The 19,950-nt window shown below is 67.9% G+C and carries 21 protein-coding genes; 10 read left to right on the top strand and 11 right to left on the bottom strand.

From position 1 onward, the window contains the following. Position 1: 1 nt before the first annotated feature. Together JK358_RS40720 and JK358_RS35280 are read right to left on the bottom strand one after the other, a co-directional pair. Positions 2–1,654, bottom strand: a complete 1,653-nt coding sequence (locus JK358_RS40720) for a class I SAM-dependent RNA methyltransferase (RefSeq protein ID WP_372440790.1) — start codon at positions 1,652–1,654, stop codon at positions 2–4. Next, positions 1,651–3,642, bottom strand: coding sequence for an APC family permease (locus JK358_RS35280; protein ID WP_201956934.1), 1,992 nt, complete (start codon positions 3,640–3,642; stop codon positions 1,651–1,653). Before JK358_RS35280 ends, JK358_RS40720 begins: the two co-directional genes overlap by 4 nt. A gap of 224 nt (positions 3,643–3,866) precedes the next feature. Here JK358_RS35280 and JK358_RS35275 point away from each other — a divergent pair, with 224 nt between their 5' ends. Both JK358_RS35275 and JK358_RS35270 read left to right on the top strand, forming a co-directional pair. Then, positions 3,867–4,532, top strand: coding sequence for a potassium channel family protein (locus JK358_RS35275; protein ID WP_201956930.1), 666 nt, complete (start codon positions 3,867–3,869; stop codon positions 4,530–4,532). A gap of 2 nt (positions 4,533–4,534) precedes the next feature. After that, complete coding sequence (locus tag JK358_RS35270; protein ID WP_201956928.1) at positions 4,535–5,236, top strand: potassium channel family protein; 702 nt, start codon at positions 4,535–4,537, stop codon at positions 5,234–5,236. Between the two features lie 86 nt (positions 5,237–5,322). On the opposite strand, the gene JK358_RS35265 is transcribed toward JK358_RS35270, so the two are convergent. From JK358_RS35265 to JK358_RS35255, 3 genes are all read right to left on the bottom strand, one after another. Further along, the gene (locus JK358_RS35265) at positions 5,323–5,967 is read right to left on the bottom strand and encodes a sigma-70 family RNA polymerase sigma factor (protein ID WP_201957098.1); all 645 of its coding nucleotides are present in this window, start codon (positions 5,965–5,967) and stop codon (positions 5,323–5,325) included. 271 nt (positions 5,968–6,238) lie between these two features. Beyond that, positions 6,239–6,988 (bottom strand): DUF3159 domain-containing protein, encoded by a 750-nt coding sequence (locus tag JK358_RS35260; protein WP_372440789.1) that lies wholly within the window; start codon positions 6,986–6,988, stop codon positions 6,239–6,241. 45 nt (positions 6,989–7,033) lie between these two features. Further along, positions 7,034–7,429: an OB-fold nucleic acid binding domain-containing protein gene (locus tag JK358_RS35255; protein ID WP_201956921.1), complete on the bottom strand. Its 396-nt coding sequence runs from the start codon at positions 7,427–7,429 to the stop codon at positions 7,034–7,036. A 226-nt stretch (positions 7,430–7,655) separates the two neighbouring features. On the opposite strand from JK358_RS35255, the gene JK358_RS35250 reads away from it, so the two are divergent. Then, positions 7,656–8,381 (top strand): alpha/beta fold hydrolase, encoded by a 726-nt coding sequence (locus JK358_RS35250; protein WP_201957097.1) that lies wholly within the window; start codon positions 7,656–7,658, stop codon positions 8,379–8,381. A gap of 76 nt (positions 8,382–8,457) precedes the next feature. On the opposite strand, the gene JK358_RS35245 is transcribed toward JK358_RS35250, so the two are convergent. Both JK358_RS35245 and dut read right to left on the bottom strand, forming a co-directional pair. Continuing rightward, positions 8,458–9,315 carry a DUF3710 domain-containing protein gene (locus JK358_RS35245; protein WP_307817894.1) on the bottom strand — a complete coding sequence of 286 codons (858 nt, stop codon included), beginning with the start codon at positions 9,313–9,315 and terminating at the stop codon, positions 8,458–8,460. Positions 9,316–9,320: 5 nt separating this feature from the next. Next, positions 9,321–9,821 (bottom strand): dUTP diphosphatase, encoded by a 501-nt coding sequence (dut, locus tag JK358_RS35240; protein WP_201956918.1) that lies wholly within the window; start codon positions 9,819–9,821, stop codon positions 9,321–9,323. Positions 9,822–9,900: 79 nt separating this feature from the next. On the opposite strand from dut, the gene JK358_RS35235 reads away from it, so the two are divergent. Next, the gene (locus JK358_RS35235) at positions 9,901–10,386 is read left to right on the top strand and encodes a DUF3093 domain-containing protein (RefSeq protein WP_201957091.1); all 486 of its coding nucleotides are present in this window, start codon (positions 9,901–9,903) and stop codon (positions 10,384–10,386) included. A gap of 28 nt (positions 10,387–10,414) precedes the next feature. Here the strand turns inward: JK358_RS35235 and JK358_RS35230 are convergent, their stop codons facing one another. Then, positions 10,415–10,717, bottom strand: coding sequence for a DUF4193 domain-containing protein (locus tag JK358_RS35230; RefSeq protein WP_201956914.1), 303 nt, complete (start codon positions 10,715–10,717; stop codon positions 10,415–10,417). A gap of 376 nt (positions 10,718–11,093) precedes the next feature. Here JK358_RS35230 and cei point away from each other — a divergent pair, with 376 nt between their 5' ends. Next, positions 11,094–11,768, top strand: coding sequence for an envelope integrity protein Cei (gene cei / locus JK358_RS35225; RefSeq protein ID WP_201956911.1), 675 nt, complete (start codon positions 11,094–11,096; stop codon positions 11,766–11,768). Positions 11,769–11,993: 225 nt separating this feature from the next. On the opposite strand, the gene JK358_RS35220 is transcribed toward cei, so the two are convergent. After that, positions 11,994–12,911 carry an inositol monophosphatase family protein gene (locus tag JK358_RS35220; RefSeq protein WP_372440788.1) on the bottom strand — a complete coding sequence of 306 codons (918 nt, stop codon included), beginning with the start codon at positions 12,909–12,911 and terminating at the stop codon, positions 11,994–11,996. Positions 12,912–12,983: 72 nt separating this feature from the next. Between JK358_RS35220 and ppgK the strand changes: the two genes are divergently transcribed. Then, a complete protein-coding gene (gene ppgK / locus JK358_RS35215; protein WP_201956909.1) occupies positions 12,984–13,742 on the top strand; it encodes a polyphosphate--glucose phosphotransferase in 759 nt (252 codons plus the stop codon). 149 nt (positions 13,743–13,891) lie between these two features. Further along, the gene (locus tag JK358_RS35210; RefSeq protein ID WP_201956908.1) at positions 13,892–15,313 is read left to right on the top strand and encodes an RNA polymerase sigma factor; all 1,422 of its coding nucleotides are present in this window, start codon (positions 13,892–13,894) and stop codon (positions 15,311–15,313) included. Positions 15,314–15,410: 97 nt separating this feature from the next. Here the strand turns inward: JK358_RS35210 and JK358_RS35205 are convergent, their stop codons facing one another. Beyond that, positions 15,411–15,647 (bottom strand): cupin domain-containing protein, encoded by a 237-nt coding sequence (locus JK358_RS35205; RefSeq protein WP_201956905.1) that lies wholly within the window; start codon positions 15,645–15,647, stop codon positions 15,411–15,413. Positions 15,648–16,436: 789 nt separating this feature from the next. Further along, the gene (locus JK358_RS35200; protein ID WP_201956901.1) at positions 16,437–17,108 is read right to left on the bottom strand and encodes a DNA alkylation repair protein; all 672 of its coding nucleotides are present in this window, start codon (positions 17,106–17,108) and stop codon (positions 16,437–16,439) included. 53 nt (positions 17,109–17,161) lie between these two features. Between JK358_RS35200 and JK358_RS35195 the strand changes: the two genes are divergently transcribed. The 3 genes from JK358_RS35195 (at position 17,162) to JK358_RS35185 (ending at position 19,928) form a co-directional block, all read left to right on the top strand. After that, positions 17,162–18,031, top strand: a complete 870-nt coding sequence (locus tag JK358_RS35195) for an alpha/beta fold hydrolase (protein ID WP_201956897.1) — start codon at positions 17,162–17,164, stop codon at positions 18,029–18,031. 88 nt (positions 18,032–18,119) lie between these two features. Continuing rightward, entirely contained in the window at positions 18,120–18,605 is a 486-nt protein-coding gene (locus JK358_RS35190; protein WP_201956896.1) for a MarR family winged helix-turn-helix transcriptional regulator, read from the top strand. Positions 18,606–18,626: 21 nt separating this feature from the next. Next, positions 18,627–19,928 (top strand): FAD-dependent oxidoreductase, encoded by a 1,302-nt coding sequence (locus tag JK358_RS35185; protein WP_201956893.1) that lies wholly within the window; start codon positions 18,627–18,629, stop codon positions 19,926–19,928. Positions 19,929–19,950 lie beyond the last annotated feature (22 nt).

Below are 19,950 nucleotides of genomic sequence, written 5' to 3'. Positions count from 1 at the left end.
ACTATCGTTCCAGGACCGCCAGACACTCGACGTGGTGGGTGCCGGGGAAGGCGTCGAACACGCGCAGGTGGACCGGACGGTAGCCCGCCGCCTGGTAGAGGCTCACGTCGCGGGCGAAAGACGCTGGGTCGCAGCCGATGTGGACGATGCGGCGCGGGGAGCGCTCGGCGAGGGCGGCGATGACCTCCTTGCCCGCGCCCGCTCGGGGCGGGTCGAGGACCACGACATCCGGTGCGGTGGAGGGCTGTTCGACGATCCAGCGCTCGACCCGCTCGGCGCGGGAATCGACCCAGGGCAGGTCGCGCAGGTTCGCCTTCGCCTCGGTGACCGCGGTGCGGGCGAATTCGACGGCGTGCACCGCGCCCTCCGCACCAACCTGATCCGCCAGCCGGGCCGCGAAAACGCCTACGCCGCTGTAGAGATCCCAGGTCAGCGCGCCGGAATCCGCATCCGACCACTCGGCGACGACATCCGAATAGCATTGCGCCGCACCGTAATGCGGCTGCCAGAAGCCGGTGGCGGAGAGCTCCCAGCGGCGGCCCGCCACATACTGCACGGCCCGGCCGCTGCCGTCCACGACGCGTTCGGCGCGGACGCTGTGCGCGGCGGCACGACGCGCGGCGGTGCTGCCCCGGTCGCCACCGCGACGATCGCCGCGCTGCGCGGCGCCCCCGCGGCCCCGACGGTCCCGGCCGTGCCCGGGAGCCGACCGGCGGTCGGCGGAATCCGCTGCGGGCGGCGCGATTTCGACCAGGTGGCGCATTCCTTCCGCGTCCACGGCCACGACCAGCTCCGCGCCGGGTGTCCACGTCCGTTCGGCAATGCCCTCCAGGGCACCGGCCATGGGCTGCGGGCACCGCAGATCGGCGATCACCTCGGTGCTGCGGTAGCGGTGCACACCCGCGCGCCCGTCCGCATCGACCACCAGCCGCACCCGGCTACGCCAGCCACCGGCCACCGCGTCCGCTGCCAGCACGCCCGGCACACCAGCGCCGGATACTCCGGAGTCCGACGTCCCGGCGAACAACGCACCGGGCAGATTGGTCGCCACCGCACCGATCCGCCCGGGGGTGCCGCTGACCGACCGGGGGCTGGACGCCGGTCCGCGAGTACCGCCCGACCGGGAATTCGCCTGCGTGCCAGGCGAACCGGTCGGCTGCGAATCCGACAGCAGCAGGCTCGGCAGCCGCGTCGCCACACCGCCGATGCGGCTCGGCGAGCTGTTTCCCGGCCGGATGCCGGTGCGCGCCAGCACACCGTGCGCGACGCCCGCGGGCAGCGGGATGGATTCGACGACGAATTCCGGTTCCCAGCCGGCGATTCGGCGCAGCTGGTCGGCGACGACCGTTGCCTTCAGGGCGCGCTGGGCTGCGGGAGTGGCGTAGGAGAAGTCGCAGCAGCCCGCGCCGCCGGGGCCGGAGACCGGGCAGGTGGCGGGGATGCGATCGGGGGACGCCGAGAGGATCTCCACGGCGTCGGCGCGGCAGAAGGAGCCGCCGCGGTCCTCGGTGATCTGGGCGCGGACGAGTTCACCGGGCAGGCCGTGGCGCACGAACAGGACGCGGCCCTCGTGGCGGGCCACGCAGAAGCCGCCGTGGCCGGGCGGGCCGAGGCGGACCTCGACAATGTCTCCGTACCAGTCGTTTCGGCTCAACTCTCGTCTCCGAAGCCGCGGCGGACCGCACCCGGGACGCTCACCGCGCGGGCCTGGCGGGCCTTGGCGGAGGAGCTCAGCTGCCAGGGGACGCTGGTGACCATGACGCCGGGCTCGAACAGCAGGCGGCCCTTGAGGCGCAGCGCACTCTGGTTGTGCAGCAACTGTTCCCACCAGTGGCCGACCACGTATTCGGGGATGAACACGGTGACCACGTCACGCGGGGAGTCCTTGCGTAGTCGCTTCACGTAATCCACCACCGGCTTGGTGATTTCGCGGTACGGGGACTCGATCACCTTGAGCGGCACCGTGATATCGCTGCGCTCCCACTCCCGCACCAGTTTGCGGGTGTCGGGCTCGTCCACGTTCACCGTGATCGCCTCGAGGGTATCCGGGCGGGTGGCCCGCGCGTAGGACAGCGCCCGCTTGGTCGGCAGATGCAGCTTCGACACCAGCACGATGGAGTGGGTCCGGCTGGGCAGCACGCCATCCCATTCGGTTTCGTCCAGTTCGCGCGACACCGTGTCGTAGTGGCGGCGGATCAACCGCATGAGCCCGAAGATCGCCAGCATGGTCACGATCGCGATCCACGCGCCCGCCATGAACTTGGTGATGAGCACGATCACCAGCACCGTCGCCGTCAGGGTCAGGCCGATCCCGTTGATCACCCGGGAGCGCTTCATGCGCGCCCGCTGCGCCGGATCGGTCTCGGTGCGCAGCAGGCGCGTCCAATGCCGCAACATGCCGGTCTGGCTCAGCACGAACGACACGAACACGCCCACGATGTAGAGCTGGATGAGCTTGGTCACCTCGGCCCCGAACAGCACCACGAACGCGATGGCCGCACCCGCCAGGAAGATGATGCCGTTGCTGAACGCCAGCCGGTCACCGCGGGTGTGCAGCTGCCGCGGCAGGAATCGATCCTGCGCCAGAATCGAGCCCAGCACCGGGAATCCGTTGAACGCGGTATTGGCGGCCAGCACCAGGATCAGCGCCGTCACGATGGTGATGAACCAGAAGCCGATCGGGAACCCGGAGAACACCGCGCCCGCCAGCTGCGCGACGAGGGTCTTCTGCTCGTAGCCCGCCGGCGCGCCGATCAGATCCGAGGTGCTGTGCGCGTACACGACGCCCACCTTCTCGGCGAGCATCACGATGCCCATCAGCAGCGTGATGGCGATGACGCCCAACAGCAGCAGCGTCGTTGCCGCATTGCGCGATTTGGGCTTTCGGAACGCGGGCACACCATTGCTGATGGCCTCCACACCCGTCAGCGCGGCACAGCCGGAGGAGAACGCGCGGGCGATCAGGAATACGAAGGCGATGCCCATCAGATGATCAGTGCCCTCGGTCTTCAGGTCGAAGCCATAGGACTCGGCGTGCACCTGCTCGCCCAGGATCCCGATCCGAGTGAAACCCCAGACCAGCATGACGACCATGCCGATCATGAACGCGTAGGTGGGGATGGCGAACATGGTCCCCGACTCGCGCACGCCGCGCAGATTCATAGCGGTGAGGATCACGATCGCCGACACCGCGAACAACACCTTGTGCGTTGCGACGAACGGCACAGCCGAACCGATATTGGAGGCCGCCGAGGAAATCGACACCGCCACCGTCAGCACGTAGTCCACCAGCAGCGCGCTGCCCACCGTGAGACCCGCTGTGGGCCCGAGATTCTTGGTGGCCACCTCGTAGTCACCGCCACCGGACGGGTAGGCGTGCACGTTCTGCCGGTAGCTGGCCACCACGACCGCCATCACGAGGGCGACCGCCACACCCACCCACGGCGCGTACGCGTAGGCGGACAGCCCGGCCACCGACAGCACGAGGAAGATCTCCTCGGGGGCGTACGCCACCGACGACAGCGCGTCGGACGCGAAGACCGGGAGCGCGATCCGCTTGGGGAGCAGCGTGTGCCCCAGGGAATCGCTACGGAAGGGGCGGCCAACCAGCATGCGTTTGGCGGCCGTCGTCAACTTCGACACTCATGCGAGCATAAGGCAGCGCGAGCGCACCGGTTTCCGCGGCGCGGCGCGAGTCGGGCGGGAGCCGTAGGGTGGCCATGAAGACTGTGAGGTTTTCCCGGTTCCGGTTTGAACGTTCACCGGAGGGGGAACGTGCCTCGGGAAAAACTCGAGCGGTACGGTTGCTGCCCGGACAGGAGCAACCAGACCGCACGCCACAGTTTTCGGGAGATGGGGTTCGCACGGTGTACGTAGTGATCATGGGGTGTGGACGAGTGGGATCCTCACTCGCGCGCGCCCTGGTCCGCATCGGCCACGAGGTCGCTGTGATCGATCAGAATTCGAGCGCCTTCCTGCGGCTGGGCCGCGACTTCCCCGGCCTGTGCGTCACCGGGGTGGGATTCGACCGGGATGTCTTGACCCGCGCCGGAATCGAACGCGCCGGGGCCTTCGCCGCGGTGTCCTCCGGCGACAACTCCAACATCATCTCCGCCCGCGTGGCCCGGGAGACCTTCGGCGTGGAACGCGTCGTGGCCCGCATCTACGACGCCAAACGCGCCGCCGTGTACGAACGCCTGGGCATTCCGACCATCGCCACCGTGCCGTGGACCACCGATCGATTCCTGCGCAATCTGGTGTCGGATCAGAGCACCACCACCTGGCGCGACCCCACCGGCACCGTCGCCGTCACCGAACTCGTACTGCACGAGGACTGGTACGGGCGTACCGTGCATTCCCTGGAGGAGGCGATCGGCGCTCGGGTCTCGTTCCTCATCCGCTTCGGGCAGGGCGTGCTGCCCAACGGCAAAACCGTGCTGCAGGCCGACGACACCGTCTACGTCGCCGCCACCTCGGGCTCGGTCGGCGAAGCCGTCGCCCTGGCCGGAAATCCCCCCGCGAGCGAGGACTGATCATGAAGGTAGCCATTGCGGGAGCCGGCGCCGTCGGCCGATCCATCGCCCAGGAACTCCTGCGCGGCGGCCACAACGTCATGCTGCTGGAACGCCGCCTCGACCACATCGATCCCACCATCGCCCCCACCGCCGTCTGGACGCATGCCGACGCCTGCGAGCTCGAGACGCTCGAAGAGGCGGAACTGGAAACCTACGACGTGGTCATCGCCGCCACCGGCGACGACAAGGTGAACCTGGTGTTCAGCCTGCTCGCCAAAACCGAATTCGGGGTGCGGCGGGTGGTGGCGCGCGTCAACGATCCGCGCAACGAATGGCTCTTCGACACCTCATGGGGTGTGGACGTGGCCGTCTCCACGCCGCGACTGCTCGCCTCCCTCGTGGAAGAGGCCGTCTCCGTGGGTGATCTGGTGCGGCTCATGACCCTGCGACAGGGCCAGGCCAATCTGGTGGAGATCACGCTGCCCACCGATACCCCCTTGGCGGGCAAGGCCGTTCGCGTCTTGAATCTGCCGCGCAATGCCGCACTGGTGAGCATCCTGCGCGGCGGCCGGGTCATCGTCCCCCAGGCCGACGATCCACTGGAGGGCGAGGACGAACTGCTGTTCGTCGCCTCCGTGGAAGCCGAAGACGACCTTCGGAAAGCCTTCAGCACCAATGGTTTCGGCGGTGACGTCAGCGTCGACGCCGACCTGACCGCCTGAGTTCGCCTCGACCGGAAGAGAATTCGACGCGGTGACGTTGAGCGGGCGCACCCCCTGCGCCCGATTCACGCTGCCCGCGCCGAATCTCAGGAAGCGGCCTTCAATTCCGCGCGCAGCTTGTTCAGCGCGCGATGCTGCATCACCCGCACGACCCCCGGGCTGGTGCCGATGGCCTCGGCGGTCTGCGCCGCGGTCCAGCCGAGCACGATGCGCATCACCAGCACCTCACGGTGGGTGGGCGCCAGCACCTTCATGAGTTCCCGTGTGGCCTCCCGGGTTTCGGTCGCGAGCGCACGCTCCTCCGGGCCCGCCTCGTTCACCGGGGCGTCCGGGAACTCCGCCACCGGGTAGGCCGGGTGCAGCTGCGCCCGCCGGAAGGCGTCGGCGACCTTGTTGGCCGAGATGCCGTACACGAAGGCCAGGAAGGACTTGCCCTGATCCCGGTAACGCGGGATGGCCTGCACGGTGGCCAGGCAGATCTCCTGGGCCACGTCGTCGGCGGTGACGTGCAGATGCGCCGCGCCGCTCATGCGGGCCGCGCAGTAGCGCCGCACCAGCGGGTAGACGATCTTCAGAATCTCCGAGACCGCCGCCCGGTCGCCACCGGCGGCCGGACCGATCAACTTCTCCAATTCGGCTGCGGCACGCCGGGACTCCGACGTCGCCGCACTGTTGTTCTTGGCTCCCCGCCCTGCCGGATGCCGGCGCGAGGCTGTCGTCTGCACCGTCACACCGAGCCCCTCGCCACGGTCCTGCGACGCTGCCACTGCCTTGCCGTCGGTAATCACTCCGCGATCCTTTCGCCGTTTCGTCTCGAGACGATCGTGCGATGAACCGGGCCGCCGAAATAGATACCCCAGGGGTGGGGGTGGGTACCCCCTGTTCCGCCTCCCCGAATATTCAGCGGGCGGCTGATAGACGTCGACCGTTTCGCACCCGTGCCCACTGTCAGGAGCAATCCAATTTCGGACGTCCCCGACGAGTTACCCGGATCTTGCGAAATCAGTTGTCGCGCAAAGCCTTTGCCTTGGGTGTATCAGCAGGCAGATGACCGGCTTTGCGGACCGCCCACCAGGTGACACCCAGCGCGATCGCGGTCAACGGCCAACCCATGGCAATACGCGCCACGGCGAGCATGCCCGTGCTGTCGGTGCTGTAGAAGTGGTCCTGCACCGCGAAACGCGCCGCGAACACCACCACCCACACCGCGGTCGCCAGATCGTAGAGGCGCATGGCCCGGCGATCGGAACGCCAGTCGGTGCCGTGCCCGTTCAGCACACCCCAGATGACACCCGCCAGCGGCCACCGCACGATCAGCGACAGCAGGAACGCGCCCGCGTACACCAGGCTCGCCCAGATGCCGAACAGGAAGAACCCCTTGGCTTCTCCCATCCGGTAGGCGATGAACGCGCAGATGCCCACGCCCAGGAAACCGGAGATGGCCGGCTGGATCGGACCCCGCCGCACCAGCCGCCAGATCAGGATCGCGGACGCCACGCCCAGCGCCGCCCAGATGGCGGTGGTCAGACCGAGCCAGGTGTTGATCGGCACGAACACCAGCACCGGCAGCGACGAGTAGACCAGGCCGCTGATACCGCCCAGCTGCTCCAGCAGCGACTGTTCGACCTCTTCCTCGATCTTCTCCTCGAATTCGGTGCGCAGATCCGAGTGCGGATGATCGGGGCGGGCGAGCTCGGCCTCGGCGTCGGCGAATGCCGCCGCGGTGGGGTCGTCGAGGTCGCCTCGGGTCACGGCGGGCTCATAGCCCCCGTCGCTGCTGCTGGGTATCGGCATACGTCAGGAATTCTCACGAAGTTCGTAGTAGGGGTTGAAGATCACCTTTTTGCCGCCGTCGCGTTCACCGATGCGGCCGCGGACCAGAATACGGCGGCCCGGCTCGATTCCCGGTATGCGACGCCGCCCGATCCACACCAGCGCGACGGAATCGGTGCCGTCGAAGAACTCCGCCACGATCTCCGCGCCCGCCTGCTTCGAACAGGCCTCCACGCTACGCAATCTGCCGAGCATGGTGACCTCTTCGCCACGGCGGCACTCCGACGCCCGGCAAGCCCCCGACGCCTCCGACGTTTCGGCGAGCTCCTCGGCGTCCAAACGATCCAGATCCTCGGTCAGACGGCGGCTGAGCCGCCGGAAATAGCCCGAGGGGGTGTCTTTCCCACCCGCGGATGGCATCTTGCACGTTCTCCTAGCAAGACGGCGTGGGTCTCACGTCGTTGTCTTCCCACAAACCTGGTGGGTGTCTGCCCACACTTCCCGGCTGTGGCCGTACACCGCCACTGTAGAGGCCACGGCCGACCCATGCCACGCGTGCCCCGCCCAGTACGCTCGGCCGGTGCCCGATGTACCCGGCCCGATCCCCACCGCCCCCGCCCCGGCAACCGCGGCGCCACCCGGCCCGATATCCACCGCGCCACGTCGGCCCGTCGCGGCGGTCGCACTGCCCGGCACCGGCTCCGACGCGCACTTCGCCGCGCGCGCCTTCGAATCCGCCTGCGGTACGGCGGGATTGCCCTGCGCGGCGATCGATCCGGACCCCTTGCGCGTCATCGCGAGCTACCGGGACGCCCTGGCGAAAGCATCCGCCGACGGGCCGATCCTGGTGGCGGGCATCTCCCTCGGCGCGGCCGTGGCGGTGGATTGGGCTGCCCGCCATCCGGATTCGGTCACCGGGGTGATCGCGGCCCTGCCCGCGTGGACGGGCGCGGACACCACCGGCTGCCCGGCCGCCCTCAGCGCCGCCGCCACCGCCTCGGCCCTGCGCAACGACGGCCTGGACACCGTCCTCGACCTCATGCGCTCCTCGAGCCCCGCCTGGCTGGCCGAAGCGCTCACCCGCTCCTGGCGATCCCAATGGCCGGATCTCCCAGCCGCTTTGGAGGAGGCCGCCGCCTACCGCTGGCCCGAACCGGACCTGCTGAGCGCAGTGAGCGTTCCCGTGGCGATCATCACGGCCGTCGACGACCCGGTTCATCCCCTCGCCGTCGCCGAACGTTGGGCATCTCTCATCCCGCACGCCACCCTGCACCGCATCACACTCGACGAATTGGGCGCGGACCCAGCCGTTCTCGGCCGCCTCGGCCTCGCCGCGCTGACCGACTCCACGGGCGACGCACCGCACACCTGAACCCCTGCCACGCCCGCGAACGACAGCGACCTCCGCACCCGTGGGTGCGAAGGTCGCTGTGTGTTTTCAGCGGGCCTTAATTCAGGCCGAGCTGCTGCATGGCCGAGCCCTCGGCGCCGCGACGCGGCTCCTGACCGGCCGGCGGCGTGACGCCCTGGTAGGGCTGCCCGCCCTGCATGGCGGCGAGCTGGGCGGCCATGGCCTGCTGCTGCGCCTGCAACTGCTGCTGGTGCGCGGCGGCGAGCTGGTCGGCCAGCTCCTGGGGTAGGACCACCGGCAGCGGTTCGCGCACCGGGAGCGGTTCGTCGCCGCGCCGGACCACCGTCTCGCCGAGGATGGCGCGGGCGGCGGCGATCAGCGGGGTGTTCTCGTCGGCCGAGCCGGACGGTCCGGCGGCGACCAGGCGCAGCATCCAGCGGAAGCCGTCGACACCGATGAAGCGCAGGTCCGCGCCCTCGGTGACGGCGTGCAGCTCACGACCCCAGGGGCCGTTCTGCACCGACACCGTCGCGCCGTCCTTGCGCAGCGTCTCGGCGAGATCGGCTGCCACCGAACGCCATTGGCCGGGCGACTTGGGCGCGGCATAGGCGGCGACGGTGATGCGGCCGTGCTGGGTGGCCAGGTGCACGGCCTGCGGGGTGCCGTCGGGGGTCATCTCGACCTGCAGCTGCCCGCCCGGCGGCACCGGCACGATGACCGAGCCCAGATCCAGGCGCTGGTCGGCGACGGTCTCGAGCCGGTCGGCGACGTCCTCGTAGTCGTAGGGACCGACGCGGTCGCCCACCGGGGCCGCCGCGGCCGGTTCGTCGTCGTAGCCGGCGTCGTCGAATTCCTCGTCGTCGTAGTCGGCTTCGTCGTATTCGGCGTCGTAGTCGGAGTACTCCTCGTACTGCGACTCGTCCGATCTCTCCGTGCGCTTCTTGCGTCCGAACACCATGGTCATGCCTCCTTGCCGGCCGAACGGCCCACCCCACCGGACTCCGCGGCGAGGCTGGCGTGCCCACCGCTCGATCCGTATCCTCCTGCGCCGCGCTCGGTTTCGTCGAGCGCGTCGACCTCCACGAAATCGACCAGCTCCACCTTCTGCACCAGCAGCTGCGCGATCCTGTCACCCCGCCGGAGCTCGACCGGAGTGCGGAGATCATGGTTGATCAGGCATACCTTGATCTCACCCCGATACCCGGCATCGACCGTGCCGGGGGTGTTGACCACGGACAGGCCGTGTTTGGCGGCCAGCCCGGATCTGGGATGAATGAGCCCCACCGTCCCGATCGGGAGGGCGACGGCGATACCGGTGCCGACGAGCACCCGCTCCCCCGGTTCGATGATGACGTCCTCGGTGGTGCACAGGTCCACGCCCGCGTCGCCCTCGTGGGCACGCGTCGGTACGGGGATGCCGGGATCGAGCCGCAGCAGGCGAATAGGTGGAATACCGGTCACGTACGCCGAGCCTACGCGTATGACCCCGCGCTCATTGACCTAGTCTGGGGTCGTGTCCGACCAGTCCTCTCAGGTGAGCATGGAATCCCAGCAAACGTCGAAGCCGCTGTACCGCGAACGCCTCTGGGCGCCACTGTGGTGGTGGCCGATCGGCCTCGGTATCGCCGGCTTGCTGGCGGCCGAAATCCACATGGGCGCACCGGGGATCCGGGCATGGCTGCCCTACGTGGCGCTGTTCGCCATCGCGGTGTGGGTGCTGCTGTGGTTCTCCCGACATACGGTGGAGGTGGCCCTCGACTCGGCCGGCACCCCGGAGCTACGGGTGGACAAAGCCCACCTGCCCGCTACTTTCGTGTCGCGGGCCGCTGCGGTGCCGGCCAGTGCGAAGAGCGCGGCGCTGGGCCGACAACTCGACCCCGCCGCCTACGTCCAGCATCGGGCCTGGATCGGCCCGCTGGTGCTACTCGTTCTCGATGACCCCGACGACCCCACCCCGTACTGGCTGGTGTCGACTCGGCGGCCCGAGAAGGTCTTGACCGCGCTCGGCGTACCGAGCGCGGACTGACGGAATATCCCTGCTCAGGACTGTGCGGTCAGGCCGCGCAGTCCATGCAGATCAGCTGACCACCGGATTCGGTGGCGAGCCGGCTGCGGTGATGCACAAGGAAGCAGCTGGAGCAGGTGAACTCATCGGCCTGCTTCGGGATGACCCGAACCGAGAGCACCTCCTCCGACAGATCCGCGCCGGGAAGCTCGAACGACTCCGCGGTATCGGATTCGTCGATATCCACGACGGCGGACTGTGCCTCGTTGCGACGAGCCTTCAGCTCCTCGAGCGAGTCCTCCGACACTTCGTCGGATTCACTACGCCGTGGTGCGTCATAGTCGGTTGCCATGTCGTCTTCCCCTCGTCCTTACTCCGTATATCCCGGACCGGCTCACTCCGCGCCGATCCCGGGTGGGATCGGTCTGGGGTGCGCCGCCCCGCCCGTGGTGTACGTCACGCGTACACCGGTCCCCGATCGGGCCGGATGCTCTGGATCCGCACCGGATCGCGCTCGGTCAACGCAGGACATGCCCTTGTTGTTCCCGAAATCGAACCCCCGATTCAACCCGGGCGATACGATCTGGGCCGCCAGACAATAGCGGACCCCGGGGCAAAAGTCGCAATCAAAACACTCGCGATTCGAAACTGAGGGGCAATCGTCACCCCTGAGGGAACACTCCGAGACCTTGCAGGCAGGCAACGCGACGTTTTCGTAGAGTGTTCCCGTGGTTTCACTGATCACCCAAGGTAATGCGACCGACCCCGAGGGCCGGCGCTTCATCCGGCGACGCTGGGAACCGTGGGCGGCCATGGTGGGCGTCATCGCCGTGATCTGCGTCGCGGTGTGGGTCAAAGCACTCACGACGACCGAGGACAGCCAGACCGCCATGTCCTGCAACTCGCCCAGTCCCGCCTCGAGCACCTCCGCGGCCCAGCCTGCGCCGTTAGGCCAGCGGGTCTCGGCCTCGCGGCTACGAGATGTGGAACCGGCCACCCTGGCCAAGACCAGAGTGCGCGTCTACAACGCGAACGGACAGCGCGGTCAGGCCGCGCATGTGGCGTCGGGCATGAGCGATCTCGGATTCGCCAGCGCGCCCGAGGCGTACGGTAACGATCCGGTGTACGTGAACGGTGACCTGGACTGCCTGGGCCAGATCCGCTTCGGCGTGAACGGACGGCCCGCCGCAGCGGCCGTGCAACTGGTCGCCCCGTGCGCCGAGCTGATCGAGGACACACGCGGCGACGACACCGTGGATCTGGTGCTCGGGTCGCTGTTCCGCGATATCCGGCCGAGCACCGACGCCGAGGAAGTGCTGCGCTCGCTGAAGAATCCGGTGCAGGGCGCGGGTTCGGGCATCGACCCCAAGCTGCTGGACGCCGCCCGGCACGCCAAGTGCTGAGTTTTCTGCCGTCCGCTTCGCTGCGGGCGTGTTCGCGGCCCTGCTAGCTCGGTCTTCCCTCCTCCGCTCCTCCGCTACGCTCCCCCGCTCCGTCAGTCCAGACCGAGCCGGGCCGCGAACCTGATGCGCGGTTCCGACCAACCGCCCCAGATCGCCGCGCCTCACCCGGAGGCGCGGCGATTCCTTTTCGTGGCCTGATCGTGGCCTGGGCTGTCTACCCGGCTGTCAGTGACCCGGGATAGGGGTGGTGACACCGAGCTTGTCCAGCAGGCCGATCAGTTCGTCGGCGATGCCGGGTGCGGTGGCCAGCACCAGCTCGCCGTCCGAGCTGCGCGATTGCGGTGACGGCAGGAGCAGTCGCGCGCCCGCCTCGGCCGCGATGAGCTCACCGGCGGCACGGTCCCACAGGTTCAGGCCGTGCTCGTAGTAGGCGTCCACCCGGCCCTCGGCGACCATGCACAGGTCCAGGGCGGCCGAGCCCATGCGGCGGATGTCGCGAATATGCGGCAACACCTCCGCGATGAGGCGGCCCTGTTCGATGCGGCGCGTGGTGGAGTACGCGAAGCCGGTCGCCACCAGCGACATGGCCACGGACTCGACGTCGTTGCAGCGCAAGGGAATCGGATCCTTGCCGGGCTCGGTGCGGTGCGCGCCGAGACCCAGCCCGGCGCTGTAGGTGACCCCGCGCGCCACATCGGCGACCGCGCCCGCGACCGATCGCCCGCCGCGCACCGCCGCCACCGACACCGAGTAGGACGGCAGGCCGTAGACGAAGTTCACGGTGCCGTCGATGGGGTCGACCACCCAGTGCACCACGTCGGATTCCTCGTCGAGGGTGCCGCCGTTCTCCTCGCCGACCACCTGGTCGCCGGGGCGGAGTTCGGCCACCAGTTTGCGAACCAGCTGCTCGGTTTCGGTATCGACGATGGTCACGGGGTCGACGGCATTGCTCTTGGACTGCACGGCGTCGCCCTCGTGCCCGCCGGGACCGAAGACCTCCGGCCGCCTGGTGCGCACGTGGGCGGCCGCGGTTTCGGCCAGATGGACGGCTACGCGCCTGAGTTCGGCGATCTCGGTCTGCTCGGGGCTCATGATCGTGTTGGATGCGGTCAGGGTGAAATCGGATTCCGGCACGAGGTCCATCGCAGCACAGATCCGGCGTAGCGACCATTAGGCTGGTCCAACCGGCATCAGCACAGGAACGAGGAGATCGTCATGTCCGCTCGGGGACACGCGTTCGGTATCGACATCGGTGGGAGCGGCGTCAAAGGCGCCGAGGTCGACCTGGCCACCGGTGCGCTGGTACATGAGCGCATCAAGGTCCCCACCCCGCATCCGGCGACCCCGGCGGCGGTGGCGGAGGCGGTGTCCAAGCTTGTGGCACAGGCGGGTTGGGACGGTCCGGTCGGTATCACCCTGCCGAGTGTCGTCATCGGCGGCGTCGCGCACAGTGCCGCCAATATCGACAAGACCTGGATCGGCACCGACGCCCGCACCCTCTTCTCGACCGCCCTCGGCGGCCGGGAGGTAACCGTCCTCAACGACGCCGACGCCGCCGGACTCGCCGAGGACCGCTACGGCGCGGCAAAGGATCTCGACGGCCTGGTAATGCTGCTCACCTTCGGCACGGGTATCGGATCGGCTGTGATGTACCACGGCACGCTGATGCCCAACACCGAACTCGGGCACCTCGAGGTCGACGGCATGGAAGCCGAGCACCGCGCCGCGGCCTCCATCAAGGACCGTGACGGATTGACCTATCCGGAGTGGGCCGCCGAAGTGAGCAAGGTACTGGTCACTCTGGAGAATCTGTTCTGGCCGAACGTGTTCGTGGCGGGCGGCGGAATCAGCCGTGACTACCAGGAATGGATTCCGTTGCTCACCAACAGAACCCCCGTCGTACCCGCCGATCTGAAGAACGCGGCGGGCATCGTCGGAGCGGCAATGGCCGTGTCTGCCGGTATCGCGCCATAAGCACACTGGTTCGATCGTTACAATGGAACAAGCCCGGTGCTGAGCCGGTTAAACCAACCCGGCACTCGCGCCGGTTACCCCCGACAGACCGCTCCGCCGGATGACCACTCTGGCGTGACGCCGCACGAGACCGTCACGAAAGGGCGTACGTGGTAGCCACGAATACCCGAGAGACCGCCGACTCGGCCGAAACCGCCGATTCCGCAGACACCACCGCCGCGCCGGCGGTCAAGGCTGCCGCCAAGAAGGCCCCGGCCAAGAAGGCCGCCGCTAAGAAGGCTCCGGCCAAGAAGGCGGCCGCCAAGAAGACGGCTGCCAAGAAGGCCACCAAGGCGGCTGCCAAGAAGGCTTCTCCCAAGAAGGCCGGCGAGCCCGGCGCCGAGGGCGACGTCGACGAAAACCTCGAAGACGAGTCGCTGGATCTCGACGACCTGGGTGACCTCGAGGTCGACGACGAAGATCTCGCCGACGAGGAGATCGTCGACGACGTCGAGGACGAGGAGGAGGACGCTGCCGAGGCGCCCGCCGCCGAAGGCGAGACCGAGGAGGCCGAGGAGCCGTCCGAGAAGGACAAGGCCTCCGGCGACTTCGTCTGGGACGAAGAGGAATCCGAGGCGCTGCGCCAGGCCCGCAAGGACGCCGAGCTCACCGCTTCCGCCGACTCGGTCCGCGCCTACCTCAAGCAGATCGGTAAGGTCGCGCTGCTCAACGCCGAGGAGGAGGTCGAGCTCGCCAAGCGCATCGAAGCCGGCCTCTACGCCACGGAGCGTCTGCGCGAACTGGCCGAGAAGGGCGAGAAGCTGCCCGTGCAGCTGCGCCGCGACCTGCAGTGGATCATGCGCGACGGCAACCGCGCCAAGAACCACCTGCTCGAGGCCAACCTCCGCCTGGTCGTCTCACTCGCCAAGCGCTACACCGGCCGCGGCATGGCGTTCCTGGACCTCATCCAGGAAGGCAACCTCGGCCTCATCCGCGCCGTCGAGAAGTTCGACTACACCAAGGGCTACAAGTTCTCAACCTACGCGACGTGGTGGATCCGCCAGGCCATCACCCGCGCCATGGCCGACCAGGCCCGCACCATCCGCATCCCCGTCCACATGGTCGAGGTCATCAACAAGCTCGGCCGCATCCAGCGCGAACTCCTCCAGGACCTGGGCCGCGAGCCCACCCCCGAAGAGCTCGCCAAGGAAATGGACATCACGCCGGAAAAGGTGCTGGAAATCCAGCAGTACGCCCGCGAGCCCATCTCCCTCGACCAGACCATCGGCGACGAAGGCGACTCCCAACTCGGCGACTTCATCGAAGACTCCGAAGCAGTAGTAGCCGTAGACGCGGTCTCCTTCACCCTCCTCCAGGACCAACTCCAGTCCGTCCTGGAAACCCTCTCCGAGCGCGAAGCAGGCGTAGTCCGCCTCCGCTTCGGCCTCACCGACGGCCAACCCCGCACCCTGGACGAAATCGGCCAGGTCTACGGCGTCACCCGAGAACGCATCCGCCAAATCGAGTCCAAGACCATGAGCAAACTGCGCCACCCCAGCCGCAGCCAGGTCCTGCGCGACTATTTGGACTAGTTCCGACCCGAGAATGGGCCGCGAAGCTTCTGCTTCGCGGCCCATTCTCGTATTCGCCAATTCGACACGGCGACAGGCTTATTCGAATCGTGGTCGGTCAGGATCTGCTCGAGATGACCATGATGTACTCGGAGGGGGCGTTCGTTCGGTTGGCGAAGCCGTGGTCCACGTCGGCTTGGAAGAACATGGCGTCGCCGGTGTTCAGCGTTTCGCTGGTTCCGCCGATCAGGACGGTGAGGGCGCCTTCGAGTACTGCGAGTTGTTTTCTGTGCCCGGCGGATAGGTGGGTAGTAGTCCGGCGGGGGTCGACCGCGCAGGTCACCGATGTGGCCATCACACAATCACGAAGACCACGTGAGTGCTCTGATCACGCCGGATGGTTCAGAGGCGTTCAGCGAACTCGGGCGAGTGTGGATCGGTGCGGGAGACCCTGGGTATTCGCCGGATGGCTCGAACCGATGCGGGACTGTGTCGTGGCCGTATCGGAGATAATCGCGATCACAGTCCCGGCACCGGGGCACACGCCTGGTCACACTGTCTGCGAAATCAGCAGCGGCACAGGCTATCTGCCCATCTGGGGCGACACCGTGCACATTCCCGCGCTCCATTTCGATCGATCGAATATCGAACCCGGCAGTCTGCGTCGGTCTCGATCGGGCCGCGGCGCATCAGGTCCGCTGCGACCGCCCGTCCCACTCGTACATGAATCGGGCCGCCGAGCTTCTGCTCGGTGGCCCGATTCGCCTACGGGTGCACAGGGTTTCGGTTGTGCGCCGAGGTCACCAGCCAGAGCCCGAGCCACCCGAGCCGGTGTTGGCGAGGATGGTCCCGATGATCATCTGCAAGATTCCGGCTACTGAGCCTACGTATTCCACGTGTTCCTCCGACGTTCTCTTCGCCGAATTGTTCGGCGTAGCGGGGAATCTAGCCGAGCAAACATCTGGAATGTGCACGTTTCAGCGAAGTCGCTGGTCACCAGCTATCAGTCAGCCACTTGCCGGGGTGTGCGTTGACGCAGAGACCTGCGTATCGGCAACCGCGCCGAGCCGTACGCCGCAGTTACCGAGCACACCGGTACGCTCTGGGCCACCTACCCGGGCAGCTATCTCCTCCGATACGGCGGTCAGCCGGGCTGCTGACGGCGGACCATTTCGGCGATCCAGGTGGGGGCGAAGGGGGATGTGCAGCCGGGTGGGGTGGGGTAGTTCTTCAGGACCTCGAGGCGTTCGCCGATTTCTATTGCGCGGGAGCGGTATTCGGGGTGGTCGATGCCGATCTGGGCCAGGCAGTGGTTCATTGCCCATTGGAGGCGGTCGGGGGCGTTCTTCATATCGGCTTCGATGGTGTCGAGGAGGGCGGGGAGGTCGAGGCCCTCGGGTTTCTTGGCTACGCGGTCGATGGTGAGGGACCAGCCGGCGCTGGCTACCACGGGGTCGGGGTCGGCGAACCAGGTCAGGCGGAGGGCTTCGGTGTGCGGGTTTTTCTTGACCACGTAGTTGACGAGCCAGTCCTGGACTTTGGGGGTGCGGGACTCGCGGAGCATGGTGTCGAGGTCGTCGCGGGTGAAGGATTTGGGGCGGCAGATGAGGGTGGCGAGCAGGCGGGCGGCGGAGTCTCCGGTGTGCCAGAGGTCGCGGGCCAGGTCCTGATCGGTTTTGAGGGCTTTCGCGAGGGCGCGGAGTTTGGTGAGGTTCACGGCGTGGTCGTCGCCGTGTTTCTGGTTCACCGCAAGGATTTTGGGGTCGTCGAGTGCGGCCAGATCGGCCATGACCGTCGATACGGGCGTTTCGCTCATTTCGGCCTCCCGTTCTTCGCGCGTGCGCACACAGCCTACGAGAGGATGCTGCCATGGGAGGAAGCGTGGCCGGGTTGGAGATCGTCGATCATTGGATCGGTGGGGTGCGGTGCGCCGTCCACGACAGTGCGCCCGGGGGCTCCGGGGAGGCTGTGGTGTTCGTGCACGGGAATCCGGGCCCGATGGACGATTGGGCGGAGTTGATTCCGGAGGTCTCCGGGTTCGCGCGCGTCGTCGCGATGGATATGCCGGGGTTCGGCCGATCGGATCGGCCCCGGGGGTTCGATCACAGTATCGAGGGGCATGCGCGTTTCCTCGGGAAGCTGCTCGATCAGCTGGGCGTGCGGCGCGCGCATCTGGTGCTGCACGATTTCGGGGTGGCGTGGGGGCTGCGCTGGGCGCTGGACAACCGTGCACGGGCGGCGAGTCTGAGTCTCGTCAATTGCGGTGTGCTGGAGGGGTATCGGTGGCATCGGTATGCGCGGATCTGGCAGACGCCGGTGGCGGGTGAGCTGTTCCAGTTGGTGAGCAATCCGCGCGGGATGCGGTTCGCGCTCGATCGGGACAATCCGAAGCCGCTCCCCCGCGCGTACATAAACCGGGTGCACCGCTTCGCGGATTGGGGGCACAAGCGCGCGGTGCTGCGCCTCTACCGGACCTCCCGCGATCCGGTCAGCGCGTTCCCGGAGCGCGAGCTCGGCGCGGAGGCGATCGCCGCCGCGGCCGCGGGCCTTCCGGTGTGCGTGCTCTGGGGTGCGGGTGATCCGTACATTCCGGTGCGGTTCGCGCACCTGCAGCGCACCTACTTCCCCGAGGCCGAGATCCATGTCCTCGACGGCCTCGGCCACTGGCCGTTCATCGATGACCCGCAGGCGGTGCTGACCCCGCTGGCCGCGTTCCTGCGTCAGCGGATACGGGACTGACCTCAGCTTTTCCCTCCCGGACCGACTCGCTGAGTCCATTTTCCGCCAATCTCTTTTGTTTCACGAAATCAAGTTTTATATTTGTTCCATGCAAGCAAACAAGGACGAGGTGTCCCGGCTGGCACGCACCACCTCACGATTCGCCGAGGCCATGCGCCAGGGCACGGCTCGCGCCTACGACCCGGTGCGGGTCGGGGTGCTGCAGACGGCGGTGGAATCCGGACCGCTGCGCGCCGGGGAGATCGCGGAGCGGCTCGACGCCCTCCCCTCCTCCATCACCCGGCACGTGCAGGCGCTGATCGATTCGGGACTGGTGGCGAGTTCCCCCGACCCGGCGGATCGGCGGGCGGTGCTGGTGGAGGCCACCGAGGCCGGTCGGGCCGAGCTCGCGACATTCCTGGAGGTGGGCGATCAGGTCTTCGGCGAGGTCATCGCGGAGTGGCCCGCCGAGGACGTCGTCACACTCACCCGCCTGCTGGATCGGCTCATCGAGTCGTGGGGCGCGGCGGGAAATCAGCAGCAGCAACGGGCGGCCAAAAGGCGTCCGGGAGGGTTCGGCTGGAGCCGAATCTGATTACAGGAGAAGGAATTTGATATGTCTACCAATGAGCCTCTGCATGTGATCGTGGCCGGTGGCGGCATCGGCGGGCTCGCGCTCGCCAATGGCCTGCGGCGCGCCGGGGTGAGTGTGTCCGTCCACGAGCGGGAGGTGCGGCGCACGGATCGGTTGCAGGGCTTCCGCATCCACATCGACCCCAATGGCAGCCGGGCCCTGGCGGAAATGCTGTCGCCGGAACTGTATTCGCTGTTCACGGCGTGTGCGGGGCGGGGCGGCAACGGTTTCGGGGTGGTCACCGAGCAGATGAAGCAGCTGCTGCGGTTCGAACCCGATGACAGCGCGGACGATCCGGCCGGCGGCGGGCACTTCGGCATCAGCCGGATCACGCTGCGGCAGCTGCTGCTGGCCGATCTCGAGGGAATCGTGCACTACGGCAGCATGTTCGAGCGGTACGAGGAACTGGCGGACGGGCGGATCGCGGCCTACTTCGCGGACGGCACGTTCGAGGTGGGCGATGTGCTGGTCGGCGCGGACGGCGGCACCTCGCGGGTGCGGGCGCAGCGGTTGCCGCAGGCACAGCGCGTCGAGACCGGAATCGTCACCATCGCGGGCAAATACGCGCTGACGCCGGAGTCCCGGGCCCGGCTGGATCCGCGCCTGCTGCGCAATCCGCTCAGCGTGATTCCGCCCACGGGATGCGGAATGTTCCTCGCGCCACACGAATTCGATATCCCGGCACAGGCGGCCGGAGTGGTCGGCAATGAGGCGGGCCTCGCGCCGGGCGTGCTGTTCGACAATACCCAGCCGTATGTGTTCTGGGCCTTCGCCGCCAAGCGGGAGCGCTACGGCGCCGAGCTGGAACAGCTCAGCGCACCCGAACTGCACGCGCTGGCGACCCGGATGACGGCCGGATGGGATCCGGCACTGCGCACCCTGGTGGCCGAATCCACGAGCGACACAGCGACTCTCATCCCCATCAGAACCTCGGTGCCGACCCCGGCCTGGGAGCCCTCGCCGGTCACTCTGCTCGGTGACGCCATCCACGCCATGACCCCGTTCGGCGGAATCGGCGCGAATACCGCGCTGCGTGACGCACAACTCCTGTGCCGCAACCTGATCGGCGCGGACCGCCGCGCGCACGGCCTGCTCGACGGTATCGCCGCCTACGAGTCCCGGATGCGTGACTACGGTTTCGATGCCGTGCGCACCTCGCTCACCGCCGCCAACCAGGCGGTTTCCGATAGCCGGGTGGCGCGGACGGCAGGCAAGCTGTTCTTCCGGACGGCCGATGCCATCCCGTCGATGAAGCGTCGAATGTTCTCGGCAACATCGAGTTAACTCCGTTCGGAAAGGTTTTCAA

This window comes from Nocardia acididurans, from assembly GCF_016741815.1.
In the GTDB taxonomy this organism is placed as follows: Bacteria; Actinomycetota; Actinomycetes; order Mycobacteriales; family Mycobacteriaceae; genus Nocardia; species Nocardia acididurans.
Note: the sequence above shows the minus strand (reverse complement) of the source record. Positions and strands in the feature narration are given on the sequence as shown.